Annotated in this window: 11 protein-coding genes and 1 pseudogene; all 12 read left to right on the top strand. The window is 36.8% G+C overall.

Going from position 1 to position 17899, the window contains the following annotated elements; translation table 11 throughout:
- Positions 1-744 precede the first annotated feature (744 nt).
- The 12 genes and pseudogenes from galB to B176_RS0101185 all read left to right on the top strand — a co-directional run bounded on the left by galB (position 745) and on the right by B176_RS0101185 (position 17896).
- Entirely contained in the window at positions 745-3222 is a 2478-nt protein-coding gene (galB, locus tag B176_RS0101240; protein WP_017256959.1) for a beta-galactosidase GalB, read from the top strand.
- Positions 3206-4735, top strand: coding sequence for a sulfatase family protein (locus tag B176_RS0101235; protein WP_017256958.1), 1530 nt, complete (start codon positions 3206-3208; stop codon positions 4733-4735). Before galB ends, B176_RS0101235 begins: the two co-directional genes overlap by 17 nt.
- Before the next feature lies 1 nt (position 4736).
- Positions 4737-6320, top strand: coding sequence for a sulfatase (locus B176_RS0101230; RefSeq protein WP_017256957.1), 1584 nt, complete (start codon positions 4737-4739; stop codon positions 6318-6320).
- A gap of 35 nt (positions 6321-6355) precedes the next feature.
- On the top strand, positions 6356-7447 hold the full coding sequence (locus B176_RS0101225; protein ID WP_017256956.1) for a glycoside hydrolase family 43 protein: 1092 nt from the start codon (positions 6356-6358) through the stop codon (positions 7445-7447).
- Complete coding sequence (locus B176_RS18780; RefSeq protein ID WP_051129987.1) at positions 7447-8859, top strand: sulfatase-like hydrolase/transferase; 1413 nt, start codon at positions 7447-7449, stop codon at positions 8857-8859. The genes B176_RS0101225 and B176_RS18780 overlap by 1 nt, the downstream gene beginning before the upstream one ends.
- Positions 8852-9520 (top strand): PA14 domain-containing protein, encoded by a 669-nt coding sequence (locus B176_RS20790; RefSeq protein ID WP_161603005.1) that lies wholly within the window; start codon positions 8852-8854, stop codon positions 9518-9520. Before B176_RS18780 ends, B176_RS20790 begins: the two co-directional genes overlap by 8 nt.
- Positions 9521-9538: 18 nt before the next feature.
- Positions 9539-12664, top strand: coding sequence for a glycoside hydrolase family 2 TIM barrel-domain containing protein (locus B176_RS0101215; RefSeq protein WP_017256955.1), 3126 nt, complete (start codon positions 9539-9541; stop codon positions 12662-12664).
- A 476-nt stretch (positions 12665-13140) separates the two neighbouring features.
- The gene (locus tag B176_RS0101210; protein ID WP_017256954.1) at positions 13141-15693 is read left to right on the top strand and encodes a GH116 family glycosyl-hydrolase; all 2553 of its coding nucleotides are present in this window, start codon (positions 13141-13143) and stop codon (positions 15691-15693) included.
- A gap of 13 nt (positions 15694-15706) precedes the next feature.
- The gene (locus B176_RS0101205) at positions 15707-16279 is read left to right on the top strand and encodes an RbsD/FucU domain-containing protein (RefSeq protein ID WP_161603004.1); all 573 of its coding nucleotides are present in this window, start codon (positions 15707-15709) and stop codon (positions 16277-16279) included.
- A 79-nt stretch (positions 16280-16358) separates the two neighbouring features.
- On the top strand, positions 16359-16718 hold the full coding sequence (locus B176_RS21460; RefSeq protein ID WP_262495903.1) for an alpha-L-fucosidase: 360 nt from the start codon (positions 16359-16361) through the stop codon (positions 16716-16718).
- A gap of 38 nt (positions 16719-16756) precedes the next feature.
- Positions 16757-17389, top strand: a pseudogene (locus tag B176_RS21325) (alpha-L-fucosidase).
- An 84-nt stretch (positions 17390-17473) separates the two neighbouring features.
- Positions 17474-17896 (top strand): sulfatase-like hydrolase/transferase, encoded by a 423-nt coding sequence (locus B176_RS0101185; RefSeq protein WP_017256949.1) that lies wholly within the window; start codon positions 17474-17476, stop codon positions 17894-17896.
- The last annotated feature ends 3 nt before the right edge of the window (positions 17897-17899 follow it).

The raw sequence follows: 17899 nt of genomic DNA, 5'->3' as shown, positions 1-17899 counted from the left end.
CCGGATTAAAAACTGCTGTTTTACCATCAAAATGTGTTTGTACTAATTGATAGTAATTAATTCCATTTCCGGGAAATTTATCGATAAAGATGTAATGTCAACTAAGGTTACATCATCTAAATAAGCAACACAATTTTAATATTTAATAAAACGAATTTTAATTAACGAAGAATCAGATAAAAATAATTTTAGGAACATAGGAGTTCAATTATTAAAATAGCCAATAGGGCATTCGGACGGGCTCTTTTCGTTATAATCTTTTTCTCTGAAGAAGAGCAAAAAGAATTTTCACTCCAATCTCTAACGCAAAATCTTTATGACTCTAAAAAAAAGATGCTATCAATAGCACAAACGTCCATTAACAATCGAGCTCACGTTAAACGTAATTTCTTTTCCTAGAATTTTTTATTAGGTAAATTGGTCTATCACTAACACAAAAATTGTATACGTATTTAACAAAACGATGTGAAAAACCAAAAGGTCCAACTGAGTTTTTATAATGTTAAAGGTTATTCAAATACATTAAGGCGGTAAATACCCAGGCATCAATTCGATTTTAAAAAATGGAAGCCTCTGCATCTTTTTTAGCCGTTTGAGGGCTATTTACGTAGTAAAAGAAGCTAAATGGCTTGATAGCCACCCTTACTTGAATGAATCCACCTATCTTTTCCAAAAAAAAAAATGAATTTTTGTGTTATATATTACAATTAAACCGATTGTCCCTCTTACCAAAGAAAATTGCCTATGAAAACAAAAGTCTTCCTTTTACTCAGCATAGTATTCAGTTGCCATTACTTTGGTTACGCTCAAAATAATCCGCGTGAGGTTGCTATTTTACAAAACGATTGGCTTTTTACAAAAGGAGATGTTGCAGATGCCAAAGCTTTAAAAACAGACGAAAGCGAATGGCAAAAAGTAAGCGTACCTCATGATTGGGCAATTTCCGGAAAATTCGATAAAAATAATGATGCGCAAGACGTAAAAGTATTGGAAGACGGTGAAACAAAACTCACTAAAAAAGTGGGAAGGACCGGAGGATTGCCTTTTGAAGGCGTTGGATGGTACAGGAAACATCTAGCTCTTTCAGCCGATGATAAAGGAAAAAGCATTAGTCTGGAATTTGATGGTGCTATGAGCCATGCTAAAATTTATATCAACGGCGTTTTTGTGGGGGAGTGGCCTTATGGTTATTCTTCGTTTCAGTTTGATATTAGTAAATACCTAAATTTTGATAGTGATAATGTACTAGCTGTTAGGTTACAGAACTATTGGGAATCTTCAAGATGGTATCCCGGAGCAGGTATTTACCGAAATGTACGGTTGGTTAAAACTAATCCCGTTCATGTGGCGCATTGGGGGACTTTTATCACTACGCCAACAGTAAACCATACAAATGCTAAAGTTCAAATAGAAACCACGATTGAAAACGTGAATACAAGCAATGATATTAAGTTACTTACCACGCTTTACAATCAACAAAACGCAGTAATTGGAAGTACTACAAGTGTTGTTGTAGCTGGAAAAGCTACCACAGTTCAAGAAATTAATGTGACAAACCCTAGTTTGTGGACTGCTGAAACACCAAACTTATACTACGCAATTACCAAGGTTTTATCAGGAGAAAAGATTTTGGATGAGTATAAAACAGAATTTGGAATTCGAAAGATTGAATTTACTCCGCAGCAAGGGATGTTGGTTAATGGGATTAAAACTAAATTAAAAGGAGTTTGCCTTCACAGCGATTTAGGTCCGTTAGGAATGGCCATTAACAAATCTGCTTTACGCTATCGACTTCAATTATTGAAAGAAATGGGTTGTAACGCCATACGCGGAACTCACAATCCGCAAGCGCCAGAAATGGTGGAGTTATGCGATGAAATGGGCTTTTATTTTATTCCTGAAGCGTTTGACGAATGGAAAAGTCCAAAACTGAAAAACGGTTATCACTTACTCTTTGATGATTGGGCTAAAAAAGATTTAGAAGCAATGATTCGCCGAAACAGAAATCATCCATCGGTAATTATGTACAGTATTGGTAATGAAGTGAGAGAGCAAAATGACAAGGATGGATATAAAGTAGCACAATATTTAACGGATATCTGCCACCAAACAGATGCTACCAGACCAACTACCGCTGGTTTTAATAATTGGAATGGTGCGATAAAAAATGGTTTGGCAAACGTCGTGGATATTCCGGGTTGGAATTATAAGCCAGAGTATTACGCTAAAATACACAAGGAGCACCCAAACTGGGTAATTTACGGTAGCGAAACCGCTTCGACAGTGAGTTCAAGAGGTGCTTATGAATTGCCGGCTATTCCACTTAAAATGAAAACCAGACCCACTAATCAATCTTCTGCTTATGATTTAGAATACTGTAGCTGGTCGCAACTGCCCGATATGGAATGGCAATCACAAGATAAAAACGATTTTGTTGCCGGCGAATTTGTATGGACTGGTTTTGATTATTTAGGAGAACCTACACCTTACGGTTCAATTTGGCCAAGTAGAAGCTCTTATTTCGGGATTATTGATTTAGCCGGAATGCCAAAAGATCGTTACTATTTATACCAAAGTAAATGGAGCAATCAAAAGGTTTTGCATGTATTACCTCATTGGAATTGGGAAGGTAAAGAAGGGCAAATTGTACCGGTTTACGCTTACACCAATTACCCAAGTGCCGAACTTTTTATCAATGGTAAAAGCTATGGTAAAAAGAGTTTTGATAAAACTAAATTACTGGATAGTTATCGTTTACGTTGGGAAAACGCTGTTTATGAATCTGGTAATATAAAGGTTGTTACTTACGATGCTAATGGAAACGAAGCTGAAGCGAAAATCATCCGTACTGCTGGCAAACCCGCAAAAATTATTTTATCGCAAGACAAAACAACCTTACAGCCTAATAAAAATGATATGGCCTTTGTAACCGTGAGTGTGGTTGATAAAGATGGAAATTTATGCCCTTTGGCAGATAATCTCATCAATTTTAAACTAAACGGTGTGGGGGCTTTAAGAGCCGTTGGCAACGGTAACGCAGCCAGTTTAGAGCCCTTTGAAGCACCTTACAGAAAAGCATTCTACGGTAAATGCATGGCAATTATTCAGTCTACAACACAAGCTGGCACTATCAATATTACTGCTGAAAGTGATGGACTGGTGCCATCAACAATACAAATTCAATCCTTAAACAATTCAATAAGCAATGCTAAAATTCAGTAAATACCTCCTTTTATTTGGGCTACTGTCCAGCTTTCAATCGCTAAAAGCACAAGAAAAACCTAATGTTGTTTTTATTTATTGTGATGATTTAGGTTATGGCGATATTAGTTGTAACGGCGCTACCAAAATTAGTACCCCCAATATTGATAGAATTGCAAAAGCAGGTATTCGCTTTACCAATTCACATGCGACTTCTTCTATCTGCACCCCGTCACGCTATGCATTGTTAACTGGCGAATATCCTTGGCGCAAACAAGGGACAGGAATTGCAGCGGGCAATGCGGGTTCTATTATCGATGAAAATCAATTCACTTTGGCCGATGTTTTTAAAGGTGCTGGCTATAAAACTGGGGTTGTAGGTAAGTGGCATTTAGGTTTAGGAGGCCCAAATGGTCCAGACTGGAATGGTTATATCAAGCCAAGTCCTAATGATTTAGGATTTGATTATTCTTACATTATTCCTGCCACGCCAGATCGCGTTCCCTGTGTTTATGTAGAAAACCACCATGTTGCCAACTTAGATCCTAAAGATCCTTTAAAAGTTAGCTATGATGCGCCTTTAACCGATTTACCTATTGGGAGAGAACATCCTGAACTACTGAAAATGATGTTATCATCTAACCAACATGCGGAAACCATTATCAACGGAATTAGCAGAATTGGTTATATGAGCGGAGGAAAAAGTGCTTGGTGGAAAGATGAAACGATGGCAGATGAAATCACAGAAAAAGGTTCGGATTTTATTAAGAAAAATAAAGATAATCCGTTCTTTTTATATTTCGCGATACAAGATGTGCATGTGCCAAGAGCGCCTAGTCCTCGTTTTGTTGGTAAAAGTGGATTAGGCCCAAGAGGCGATGCTATTTTAGAACTAGATTACAATACTGGTAAGATTTTGAACTTGCTGGATAGCCTAAATTTAACAGAAAACACTATCGTAATGTTTAGTAGTGATAACGGCCCGGTGCTGGATGATGGGTATAAAGATGATGCGGTAGAAAAATTGAACGGACATACACCCGGTGGTTTAATGCGTGGTGGTAAATACAGCAAATTTGACGCGGGTACACGTATGCCAACATTGATTAAATGGCCTGCAGAAATAAAGCCTAATCAGGTTTCGGATGCCTTATTTAGTCAGTTAGATTTTTTTGCTTCTTTTGCCAGTTTGACCAAGCAATCCTTACCTCAAAATAGTGCACCAGATAGCCAAGACATGTTAAAAGTGTTATTAGGTAAATCAAAACAAGGGAGAGAAAACGTAGTTGAACAAAGCATGTCAAAAGGCTTAAGTTTACTTTCTGGCGATTGGAAATACATAGCGCCTTCAAAAGGGCCAGCAATAATGAAGGATAAAAATATGGAAACTGGGATTTTAGGTAAAGCGCAGTTATACAACTTGAAAGACGATATTGGAGAAACCACTAATTTGGCCGCTCAATATCCCGAAAAGGTTGAAAAAATGGCTATCACTTTAAAAGAAATCGAAGCAGCTCATCCTCATAAAAACTAAAATGAAAAGATTAATTCTATTCACATCAATAACTGTTTTCGGTTTTACACAAGCTTTGTCTTTTAAAGCTCAGGCGCAAAACGCAGAAAAGCAAAATCAACCAAATATTATTGTTTTCATGGTGGATGATATGGGTTGGCAAGATACTTCTGTGCCTTTTTACAAAGAAACAACCGAGCTAAATAGAAAATACCATACGCCAAATATGGAACGCCTAGCAGCAATGGGCGTGAAATTTACCCAAGCTTATGCTACGGCAGTTTGTACACCGTCGCGAGTAAGTTTGCAAACGGGCATGAACGCTGCTAGTCATCGGGTAACTAATTGGACGGCTTACAACGAAAACCAACCGACAGATGCTCCCTATCCAGGAATAAAATTCCCTTCCTGGAACTACAATGGATTAAGTCCGGTACCCGATACGCCAAACACAGTTTATGCAACACCTATCGCTCAGTTGCTTAAAGAAAATGGTTATTACACCATTCATGCAGGTAAATCTCACATGGCATCTTACCCAACTTTAGGCGCAGATCCTAGTAATTTAGGTTATGATTTAAATATCGCAGGCAACGCAGTAGGCGGGCCAAAAAGCTATTTAGGTACAGAAAACTTTGGGAACAAAGTGAAAGGTGGTTATACTCCTGCAGCAATTCCGGGTTTAGAATTATATCACGGAAAGGATATTTTTCTATCAGAAGCATTAACATTGGAAGCTAAAAAAGCTTTAGATAATGCCCGATATTTACAGATACCATTTTACTTGTATATGTCGCACTATGCAGTCCATGCGCAATATAAGCCTGATAGTCGGTTTTACCAACGATATATTGATGAAGGCTTAAGCACTCAGGAAGCACAATATGCTTCACTTTTACAAGGGATGGATAAAAGCTTAGGCGATTTAATGGATTATCTGGAGAAGTACAAATTGACGAAAAACACCATCATTATGTTTATGTCGGATAACGGAGGTTTAACGCTTGTTCCACCACGTGGAGGCAAAGCTTTTACTCACAACTTGCCGCTAAAATCTGGTAAAGGTTCTGTTTATGAAGGAGGAATTAGAGAGCCGATGATGGTTTACTGGCCAGGAGTTACCCAAACAAATGCGACTAATGATCAGCCTTTAATCATCGAAGATTTTTACCCTACTATTTTAGAAATGGCAGGTGTAAAAAAATATCAGACAGTACAAAAAATTGATGGAAAAACTTTCGTTCCTTTCTTAAGAAATAATAATTTAAGAGATACTTCGAGAGCTTTAGTTTGGCATTTTCCTAATAATTGGCAAGAAGGTCAGAAGCGGTCTAAGGAATATAAAATAGTTTCAGAAACAGAAGGAATTGGCCCTAGCAGCGCTATAAGAAAAGGAAATTGGAAGCTAATTTACTTTTACGGATTGCGTAAAACCGAATTATACAATTTACAAGATGATATTGGCGAGCATCATAACTTAGTTGCAAAGTTTCCTAAAAAAGCGATGGAGCTTACTCAGTTACTCAATAAAAAATTGGCAGAAGAAAATGCACAATTTCCAACGGATAAGGCAACTAATCAAATTTTGAAACCCACATTTAATTAATAAGTATGTTTATAAAATGCTATTATAGCCCAACTATGAAAAAAGTTTTAATGATATTTACGCTGTTTTTTTTGTGTTTAGCGGGGGTTAAAGCTCAAGTTTTTAACAGTGGAACAGCTTGGTTAGACACTAACGGTCAGCCTATTAATGCTCATGGCGGTGGGATTCTTTACCAAAAAGGCACTTACTACTGGTATGGAGAGTTTAAAGGCAGTGGTAAAGATGGAAATAAGGCCAAGCATGGTGTGAGTTGCTATAGTTCCAAGGATCTTAAAAATTGGAAAAACGAAGGCTTAGTATTAAAGGTAGTTAACGATACCAGCAGCAAACTACAGATTGGGTGTGTCATAGAACGACCAAAAGTGATTTATAACCATAGCACAAGAAAGTACGCAATGTGGTTTCACCATGAGCTGAAGGATCAAGCTTATAAAGCTGCTTTAACAGGTTTAGCTATTGCTGATAAACCTACTGGCCCTTTTACTTACGTTAAAAGTTTGAGACCAAATAATAACTATTGGCCAGTAAATTATCCGGATTCTCTAAAAAAACCACTGGCAAATCTAGATACACCTGGTGAAAGCTATAAATATAGAAAGTCAAACGGCGATTTAGTTAGAAGAGATTTTGAAGGCGGACAAATGGCGAGAGATATGACTTTGTATGTAGATGACGATAGGACAGCTTATCATATCGCAGCATCAGAAGAAAATGGCACTTTGCATATTTCAAAACTTAGTCCCGATTATCAGTCATTTACAGGAGAGTATTATAGAGTGAGACCCGGAGAATCAAATGAAGCACCAGCAATAGTAAAACACCAGAATAAGTATTACCTTATTACATCTGGCACAACCGGATGGGATCCAAATCCGGCAAGGGCTTTTGTTGCTGATAAAATTACTGGTCCGTATAAAAGTTTAGGCAATCCGGCGGTGGGAACCAATGAAGAAAAAGCGACTACTTTTCAAGCTCAGGGAACTTATATTTTGCCTGTGCAAGGAAAAAGAGAAACTTACGTTTTCATGGCGGACAGATGGAAACCGAAAAATCCAATTGATGGAACCTACGTTTGGCTACCTTTGACTTTCGAAAATAGTAAACCAGTTATCAAAATGTTTGAATAATGATATTAAACCATTATAAAAGTCATCTAAAGTTCTCCTTCATTCTTTTGTTAACGTTTTTGTTTACAGTAAAAGCTAACGCTCAAACGGTTCAAGAATCAAGTACAGATCAAAAGCCAAATATCCTATTCATATTAATGGACGATATGGGTTATGGCGATATTGGCGTATTAACACAAAACAAAAGAAAGCTTGAAAGTAATCTACCGTTAATTAACACACCAAATTTAGATAAACTAAGTAATGAAGGAGCATTGTTGACTAATCATTATGCCAGTGCGCCAGTTTGTGCACCATCAAGAGCATCTTTGTTGAGTGGTTTAAGTCAGGGACATGCAAACGTAAGAGATAACCAGTTTGATAAGGCTTTGGCAAATAATTACACTATGGCAAACGTTTTAGGTGATATAGGATACAATACTGCAATTATCGGCAAATGGGGTTTACAAGGAAGTGATAAATTTGATAAGGATGGCGATAAATGGCCTGGGTATCCCCTGAACAGAGGGTTTGATTATTTTTATGGATACGTTAGACATAACGACGGTCATGAGCATTATCCTTTCGAAGGAAAATACGATGGCAAAAAAGAGGTTTATGAAAATAGATCAGAAATATCAAACCAACTAGCAAAATGCTATACAGGGGATTTATTTACTGCCAAAGCAAAAAATTGGATAACGGAACAAGCCGTAGCGAAAAAGCCGTTCTTTTTATTTTTGTCTTATGATACACCTCATGCAGTTACAGAGCTTCCAACACAAGCATACCCGGCAGGCAAAGGCTTAAACGGAGGCTTACAATTTCTAAATCAGCCGGGTAAGATGATCAATACCGCTTCTGGAGAAATAGATTCGTGGATAAATCCTGATTATGTTAATGCTACTTATGATGATGATCACAATCCAGAAACTGCGGAAATACCATGGCCAAACGTTTATAAACGCTATGCAACCGTAATTACCAGGATTGATAAACAACTTGGGGATTTAATGGCCTTGTTAACCGATCTGAAAATCAGTAAAAATACAATTATTGTGTTCACGTCTGATAATGGTCCTTCTATAGAATCTTATCTGAAACAACCTTTCAAGGCAAATTTCTTCGATAGTTTCGGTCCGTTCTCCGGGATAAAAAGAGATTTGTTAGAAGGTGGATCCAGAGTGCCCACCATTGTGAAATGGCCAAACAAAATCTCGCCAAAGCAAATAATTAGCGAGCCAAGTATTTCTTATGATTGGCTACCAACTTTCGCAGATGCTGCAGGTTTCGCTTCGCCTGTTAATGGAAACGGAATCAGTTTAATTCCTTCGTTAACACAAAACGTGAATAATAGTCGACTTATTTATTCTGAATATTTTGTTGGTGGAAAATCCCCTGATTACAAAGAATTTCCAAATGCAAATGATTAGGAAGGGTGATGTCGTTGGTTTACGCTACGATATTAAAAGTGAAAAAGATGATTTTGAAATATACGATATTGTAAAAGACCCGTCTCAAAGTAACGACCTTAAAAAAGATTCTAAGTTTTTAAATTTTCAAAAATTATTTAAAGCAGAAGCACTTAGAAACAGGGCGGCAGATACCAGCGCTAAAAGACCTTATGATGAAGCTTTAATTCCAGCAATACTTCTAAAAAATGAAAAAAGTGGATTTAACTGGCGATTTTTTAAAACCAATACTTCATGGACAGCTAATGAAAAAGGTTTAGAAATCGATTTAAAGGGAGAAACTACTAGTATTAATTCCGTTTTAGCCAAAAGCAAAAAAAACGGTTTATACGTTTTTACTGCATATATAAATATTCCAGCAAGCGGAGCGTATAACTTTTATCTGAAGGCTACAAATAAATTTTTTATTAAGACACATCAAATCAATATGTTGGATGCTGATTTTGATTATAAATCCGGAACGGAAAAAACAAAAAAGCTTAATTTAGAAAAAGGCTTACATCCAATAAAAATCTATTACAAAATATCTAATTCTAACTCTAAAAACGATATTAAATTTGAGTGGGAGAGCGCTACAATGCCTAGATCTATTATTCCACAAAGTGCTTTCTACAAAAATTAATCTGGTAAAAACCGAAATATGAAATATTTATCAATCGGACTCTCTGCTTTTATTTTAAGCCTTGGGTCCTCCACATTTGCACAAACTGTTTTCACGCACAAAGAGTGGCAAGATGAAAAAATTGTCAACATTAACATGGAAGCTCCGCATGTACAGTTCATGACTTACCAAACTGCCCAGGATATAAAGTCAGATGACTATGAAAAGTCTAATGACTACCAGTCTTTAAACGGTACCTGGAAATTTCAAATAGTTAATTCGCCTAAAGATAGGCCAGTTGATTTTTTTAAATCAGATTTTGACGATAGCAAATTCAAAAGTATAGCTGTACCTGGAAATTGGGAAGTTTTAGGTTTCGGAATTCCTATTTATACCAATACTGTTTATCCATTTCCGGCAAATCCACCGTTCATTAGTCAGGACTTTAATCCGGTTGGTACTTACCGAAAAACTTTCGTTGTTAATCCTTCATTAAAAGGAAGAGACATTACATTGCATTTCGGTTCTATTTCTGGTGCAATGTATTTATACATCAACGGTCAGGCAGTTGGTTTAAGCAAAGCAAGTAAATTACCTTCGGAGTTCAATATTACCAAATATCTTAAAGATGGCGAGAACGTAATTAGCGCACAAGTTTACCGCTGGCATGATGGTTCTTACTTAGAAGATCAGGATTTCTGGAGATTAACCGGCATTGAAAGAGACGTGTATTTACAGGCAAAAAATTCGGTAAGTATTCAGGATTTTAACGTAAAAGCCGATTTAGATGACAATTACAAAAATGGCTTGTTAAATATTGATTTGAGCTTTGCTAATTTGGGAAATAGTAAACTGAGTGATTATGAGGTTAAAGTTTCACTAGCCGATTTAAACGGAAAAACAGTTTACATCGCTAGCAAGGGCTTGGTAAGTAGCAATCAAAGTTTTTCTGCCACCATCAATAATCCATTGAAATGGAGTGCAGAAATCCCGAATCTTTATCAATTAACTATTTCTCTGCAAAACAAAGCTGATAAAAGCATCTCGATAACCGGTGCAAAAGTAGGTTTCAGAAAAGTGGAGATTAAAAATGCGCAATTATTGGTTAATGGCGTAAAAGTGATGGTACACGGTACAAACCGGCATGAGCATGATGAGATTTTGGGTCATGTTGTGCCAAAAGAAACTTTGATAAAGGATCTTCAATTGATGAAGCAGTTCAATATCAATGCTATACGTTTAAGCCACTACCCAAATGATCCATTAATCTATAAATTGGCAGATGAGTACGGTTTTTACATTGTGGATGAAGCTAATATTGAAGTACACGGTATGGGCGCATCTTTACAAGGAAATTTCGATAAGTCTGTTCATCCGGCGTATTTAAAAAGTTGGGCACCAGCCTTTATGGATCGTATTGAAAGAATGGTGAAAAGAGATTTTAATCATCCTTCTGTTATTATCTGGAGTATGGGTAACGAATGTGGAAATGGTCAGGTTTTTCACGATGCCTACAAATGGTTAAAAAATGCTGATACCACTCGCCCGGTACAGTTTGAACAAGCGGGCGAAGATTGGAACACAGATATTGTATCGCCTATGTATCCAAAAATCGATTATATGAAATCTTACGCCAAAGACTTAAGCCAAAAGCGTCCGTTTATCATGTGCGAATATGCTCACGCTATGGGAAATAGTAGTGGTAACTTTCAGGAATATTGGGATATCATCAAAAGCAGTCCGCACATGCAAGGCGGTTTTATTTGGGATTGGGTTGACCAAGGCTTAAAAACCGAAGGACCAAACGGAACTTATTGGGCTTATGGTGGAGATTTAGGGGGCTTAAATCTACAAAATGATGAAAACTTTTGTGCAAACGGTTTAGTTTCTGCTGACCGAGTTCCGCATCCTGGACTTTATGAGGTAAAAAAAGTTTATCAGGATATTATTTTTAAGGATATGGATTGGCAAAGAGGGATTATTTTCGTAGCTAACGAGTTTTCTTTTAAGGATTTAAGCAGTTATAATTTCAAATGGAAGTTGTTAAAAAATGGGTCTGAAATAAGTAACGGAACTTTCAGCGCAAAGGCTAGTGCCGGAAAGCAAGCTTTGGTTAAGCTTAAACTTCCAAAAACAGATTTTAAAGATGGTAACGAATATAATTTGAATGTGTTTGCTTACACCAACACAGCCACAGATTTAGTTGCTGCTAATCATGAAGTTGCCAGAGAGCAATTTGATAATGGAGACAATGCTTATTTTAAGCAGAAGCAGTTGGCTGATGGAACGCTGAAGATTGAGAAAAGTGATAAAATGTTGAAGTTTTCTTCAGGAACAGTAAACGGAACGTTTAACTTACAAAATGGCAAATTTGCCGACTTCAAGTATAACAACAGCTCAATAATCAAAAGTTTACCACAGCCTTATTTTTGGCGAGCCCCAACAGATAATGACTTTGGTAATAAAATGCCAGAAAAAAATGGAGTTTGGCGTACAGCACATATCAACAAAAAACTGTTGAGCGTTAAAGTAAGCGATCAAACCGTAAGTGGAATAAGCATTACTGCAGATTATAAACTAACAGATATCAACAGCAATTATCAAGAAAAGTACAGCATTAACAATGATGGTTCTGTAATTATCAATTGTAAAATTGATATGTTAGACAATATTTTGCCAGATCTTCCTCGTTTTGGAATGCGTATGCAATTAACCAAGGATGCTTCGCAATATGAATTTTACGGTCGGGGTCCCTGGGAAAATTATAGCGACAGAAATACTTCTTCTTTTTTAGGAATATATAACCAAAACGATGTTAATAAACACGATATCGATTATATTAGACCACAGGAAAAAGGAAATAAAACTGGTGTAAGATGGTTAAATGTGCATGATAAAAATGGAAATGGTATCCAAATTAAAGGTTTACAAGCCCTGGAGTTTTCTTTACTGCCAAACAATGCCGAAGATTTTGATCCAGGACTCAATAAAAAAAATCAGCACCCGGCTGATGTACCTGTAAGAAATTTCAATGTTTTAAGTATCGATTTAAAGCAACGTGGTTTGGGCGGAGATAATAGTTGGGGCGCTTTACCACATGGTAAGTATCTTTTAAATAATAAAATTTATGAGTATTCTTACTCGATAAAACCTTTTAAAAAATAAAATTGAACAAAAAAGCTAGTTTAATAAGCTGTTAGTTCTCACGATTTATCCGAATGATATAGCAATTCGGATAAATCGTTAATGAATTTTTCTCTTAATTATACTGAACGAATCGGCGTTTTTTCCGTAGATTTTAGCGAAGAGCGTAAATTTTAAAAATTGCCACTTGCCTTTTCCTAAAATCGAATATACACCCCGGTAAATAAACATCCTAAATTTGGCACTCTGAAACCACTGCGTACGCCTATTTTTTATAGAGCTTTCACCCTCAGGAAGAATTTTTGATTATACATAAATTTGTTCCCTAACTTGCGAATTGTTATCCTATAATTCACTATTGAACCAAAAATACCTCTATTCTGAACATTTAACTACCCGCAGTAACTCTTATTTAATCCTACTTTTACCTACAGCTATAAAATTGCAGAAGCGTAATTTTTGTAGTATTATGTAATACCAATTATAAAATAAATTTAATGATCGTAAGAAGTTTTATATCATTTGCATTGATTTTTTCGAGTTCACTACTTTTTGCCCAAGGCAAAAAAGAGTGGCCTATTTTAAAGCACTATGATCAAAATCATTTGCTAAATATCTCACTGCCCTTAGGTGGAATTGGTACGGGTACGGTTTCTTTAGGCGGTCGCGGTGAATTGCGAGACTGGCAAATTATGAACAAACCTGGAATTGGTTACAGTACGGTAACTACAGGAAACGATGCTCCTTTCTTTGCTGTTTTTGTAAAGCCACGTGGCGAAGAATCTATCACCAGAGCACTCATTGGGCCTGTTGACGATACTGAATATCAACATTATGAAGGTCGGCCAGTTAATCAGCATGGCTTTCCACGTTTCGCAAATGCAAGTTTTGATGCTTCTTATCCCGTTGGGATGGTTAACCTCTCGGATCCTGCTTTACCCATAAAAGTTAAAATTATAGGTTTTAACCCTATGGTTCCGGGAGATGCCGATGCGAGCGGTTTACCAATTGCGGTATTGACTTACGAGGTTACAAACTTAAGCTCAAAGCCAATGGAAGTATCCGTTTCTGGTTCCATGCGTAATTTTGTAGGAAAAGATGGCAGCAAATACCACAAAGATTGGAAAGGAGATTTTATCCCTGATGGGGCTAATAAAAATCAAAACGTTTTTAAAGATAATGGCAAGCTCAGCGGTATTTACATGTATTCTGATAGCGTAAACAAAGCTGATCCAGCCTACGGTACAATTGGTTTATTAACCGATGAAAAATCAGGAGTAAGCTACCGCAGATCTTCCGTAGCTAACAGATGGGCACTTTCTACACTTGATTTTTGGGATGATTTTAGCGCTGACGGCGAACTAACCGATAAGAATAGATTGTTTGATAATGACCCAATGGCCTCTTTGGCAGTTAAAAAAGAAATTGCACCTAATAGTACTGAAACCTATCAATTTTACATCACCTGGAATTTTCCGAACAGGGTTGCATGGTCAAATAAGGTGGAAGGTAATTACTACAGTACCAAATATGAAAACGCCTGGGACGTTGCCGAAAAAGTAATTCCACAAATACCGGCGTTAAAAGAAAAGACAAAGCTGTTTTTAAATGCTTTTCTCAATTCTTCATTACCGGCGGATGTAAAAGAAGCCGCCTTATTTAACTTAAGTACACTTCGGTCGCAAACGGTGTTTCGGATAAAAGATGGGCACATGATGGCGTGGGAAGGGGTAATGGACGAAATTGGCTCTTGTAAAGGATCCTGTACACATGTTTGGAACTACGAAGTTGCTACTCCTTTTTTATATGGCGATTTGGCAAAAAGCATGAGAGATGTAGAATTTAATTATGCTTCAAGAGATAATGGATTTATGTCTTTTAGAGCCGGTTTACCCTTGTCTGAAGCTTCTAAAGGTCCGCTAGCCGCTGCTGATGGACAAATGGGAACCATAATGAAATTTTACAGAGAATGGCAATTATCTGGAGACAATGCATTTTTAAAAGATAATTGGCCTCAGGTGAAAAATGCTTTGGCTTTTGCTTGGGTAAAAGGTGGTTGGGACGGCGATGTAGATGGAGTGATGGAAGGTTGCCAACACAACACCATGGATGTTGAATATTATGGACCAAACCCGCAAATGCAGTTTTGGTATTTAGGAGCATTACGGGCTGCAGAAGAAATGGCCAAATTTTTAAAAGATGATGCCTTTGCTAAAAAGTGTAACACTTTGTTTAAAAAAGGAAGTGCATGGACAGATGCAAACCTTTTTAACGGCGAATATTATATTCAAATAATTCAACCGCCTACTACAGCTATTTTTCCAGGGTTAAAAAACGGTAATGCGGACATTAGCAAACTTAAAAATCCAGATTTTCAGTTAGGCAAAGGCTGTTTGGTTGATCAGTTAGTGGGGCAATATATGGCCCATATTTGTGGATTAGGTTATCTGGCTAAAAAAGAGAACATCAGTACTACGTTAAAATCAATTATGAAATATAATTACGTAGAAAATTTCTCGGCCAGGTTTAACAACATGCGTTCTTATGTAATGGGTAATGAAAGTGGATTAATAATGGCGAGTTGGCCATACGGAAGAGAAAAAGTTCCTTTCCCTTATTTCGCAGAAGCTATGACGGGTTTTGAATATACTGCGGCTATTGGGATGATATATGAAGGCCAGATAAACAACGGATTAAAGTGTATTAAGAGCATCCGGGAACGTTTTGACGGAAGAAAAAGAAACCCGTATGATGAGCCGGAATGCGGTCATCATTATGGTAGAGCCATGGCTAGTTGGGCTTCGGTTCTAGCGCTAAGTGGCTTTCATTATTCGGGGGTAGAAAGCAGTATTTCATTCACTGCTACACCTGGAAATTATTTTTGGAGCAATGGCTACGCTTGGGGAACTTGTAAAGTGGAGGATAAGAAAGCAGTATTAACTGTTTTGGATGGAACGCTTTCGTTCTCCAAATTCAGTTTAGGTGATAGGTCAACAACTAAAAAGCCCACTGTTTTAAAAGCTGGTGAGCATAAAGAAATCAAATTTTAAAAAAATTATGAAAATGATAAAATATTCGTTAGCCGTTTTATTGATAGTTAGTTGCGCTATCGGTTGTAAAAGCGGAGGCCCAAAAGCAGAGGAATCAAGTTCAGATTCATGGAAGCAAGAGTTTAACAGTAAACTTTCCGAATACGGACATAGAAACTGGATTTTAGTGGTTGATAAAGCTTTTCCAACTCAAAATGCCGAAGGTATTGTTACCATTGATACACACGAAGGTTTGTTAAAAGTACTTGATTATACTTTGTCGCAAATAGATAGCTCAACTCATGTAAAGCCAAATGTTTTTACTGACAAAGAGCTGAATTATATCACCAAAAATCAAGTCGCGAATATCGATGAGTATAAAGCTGCTTTATTAAAACGCATTGGAAATTATCAGCAGCAAAGTATGTTACATGATTCTGTTTTTGTAAACATGGACACGGCTTCAAAATTATTCCAAGTATTAGTTTTAAAAACGGATGAGGTTATTCCTTATTCGTCGGTATTTATCCAACTAGATTGTAAGTATTGGACGGCGGAAAAAGAGAATAAGCTCAGACAGCACATGAAATCATCAATCGAAAAATAAAATTTATAAAAGATATCAAACACTATTTTAATTAATTATTATCCAAAAAAATGAAAAAAATCATCATCTCTTTGCTCTTTTGTTCTCTGGTCATGTAAATGTTCATGCACAAGAAACGTCCTTTCTTAACGAGTCTAAGGAGGAGTATGGAACAAGAATGAAATGGTTTACCGATGCTAAATATGGAATGTTTATCCACTTAGGACTTTACAGCCAACTTGGTGGCGTATGGAAAGGTGAAGAAAAGAAAGCCTACGCAGAATGGATTCAAGCAAATGCCGATATTTCTCCACAAGAATATGCATTATTGGCTCACAATTTTAATCCTGTTAATTTTAATGCCAAAGCTATTGTGAAATTGGCTAAAAAGGCAAGGATGAAATATATTGTAATTACTACTAAACACCATGAAGGCTTTTGCCTTTGGGATAGCAAATAGACTACTTTTGACGTTGGTAGTAGCCATTTTAACGAGATATTCTTAAAGAATTGAGTGACGAGTGTCGTAAACAGGGACTTAAGTTCGGCACTTATTACAGTTTGTTTGATTGGCATGATCCTTCTCAAGAAAAAAGTGTAACTGCTGATGGGGAAAATGCCGAAAAACCTTGGGCTAATAATAAGATGAAAGAAGGAAAGAAAGCTGAATACGTTACCTATATGAAAAACTAAATCAAAGAATTAGTTGAACGTTATGACACTGATTTAATGTGGTTTGATGACGATTGGGTTAACTGGTGGACTCTTGCAGACGGTAAAGATTTGTACAGCTATATCAGAACACTAAAGCCGAGCATCGTTATCAATAACAGAGTTGCAAAAAGAAACCTATTCAAAAAAGATTACGATACCCCAGAGCAAACTCATTTTGATAAACCAGTAGATTATCATTGGGAGGCTTGTTATACTTTAAATGATAATTGGGGATTTAAAGCTGCTGACCATAACTGGAAACAACCAGAAGAAGTTTACAAAATGCTAAAAAACATCAATGGTAACGGAGGTGATTTTTTACTGAATATCGGTCCAGATGGAACAGGTAGAGTTCCGAAAGAAAGCGTAGACATTCTTTTGAAGGTTGGCGAGATGTTAAGAGCGGAAAAGCAATAATGCAGATGGGTTATAGCGAATGTGCTATAACCCGATGCAGAAACCTAAACTTGACTGTGTTCATCCTAAATAAAATAATTCAAAATGATAAAGATTAGAGATTATATTTTTCTAGCGTTATTGATTACAACTTTTACATTTGGCCGCGTAGAAGCTCAGAATAAAAGTCAGAAACCAAATGTTCTTTTTATAATTTGTGATGATTTAAACGATTATGAGGGTGCTTTTGGCGGTCATAAGCAAGCTAAAACTCCAAATATGGATAGGTTAGCTAAATCTGGGGTTAGGTTTATGAATGCAGAATCTAGCGATCCAGTTTGTTGCCCATCAAGAAACAGCTTATTTACAGGTGTTTATCCGCATGACTCTGGAGATTTTGGGTGGACAAAATTGAAAAGCCAGCCGGTTTTAAAAAACAATAAAACCATTATGCAACTTTTTCAGGAGAACGGTTATAAAACCTTTGGTTCCGGAAAATTAACACATCACGACATCCCAAAAGATTAGAAT

Origin of the sequence: Pedobacter arcticus A12 (assembly GCF_000302595.1) — a bacterium.
GTDB classification, from domain to species: Bacteria; Bacteroidota; Bacteroidia; order Sphingobacteriales; family Sphingobacteriaceae; genus Pseudopedobacter; species Pseudopedobacter arcticus.
Note: the sequence above shows the minus strand (reverse complement) of the source record. Positions and strands in the feature narration are given on the sequence as shown.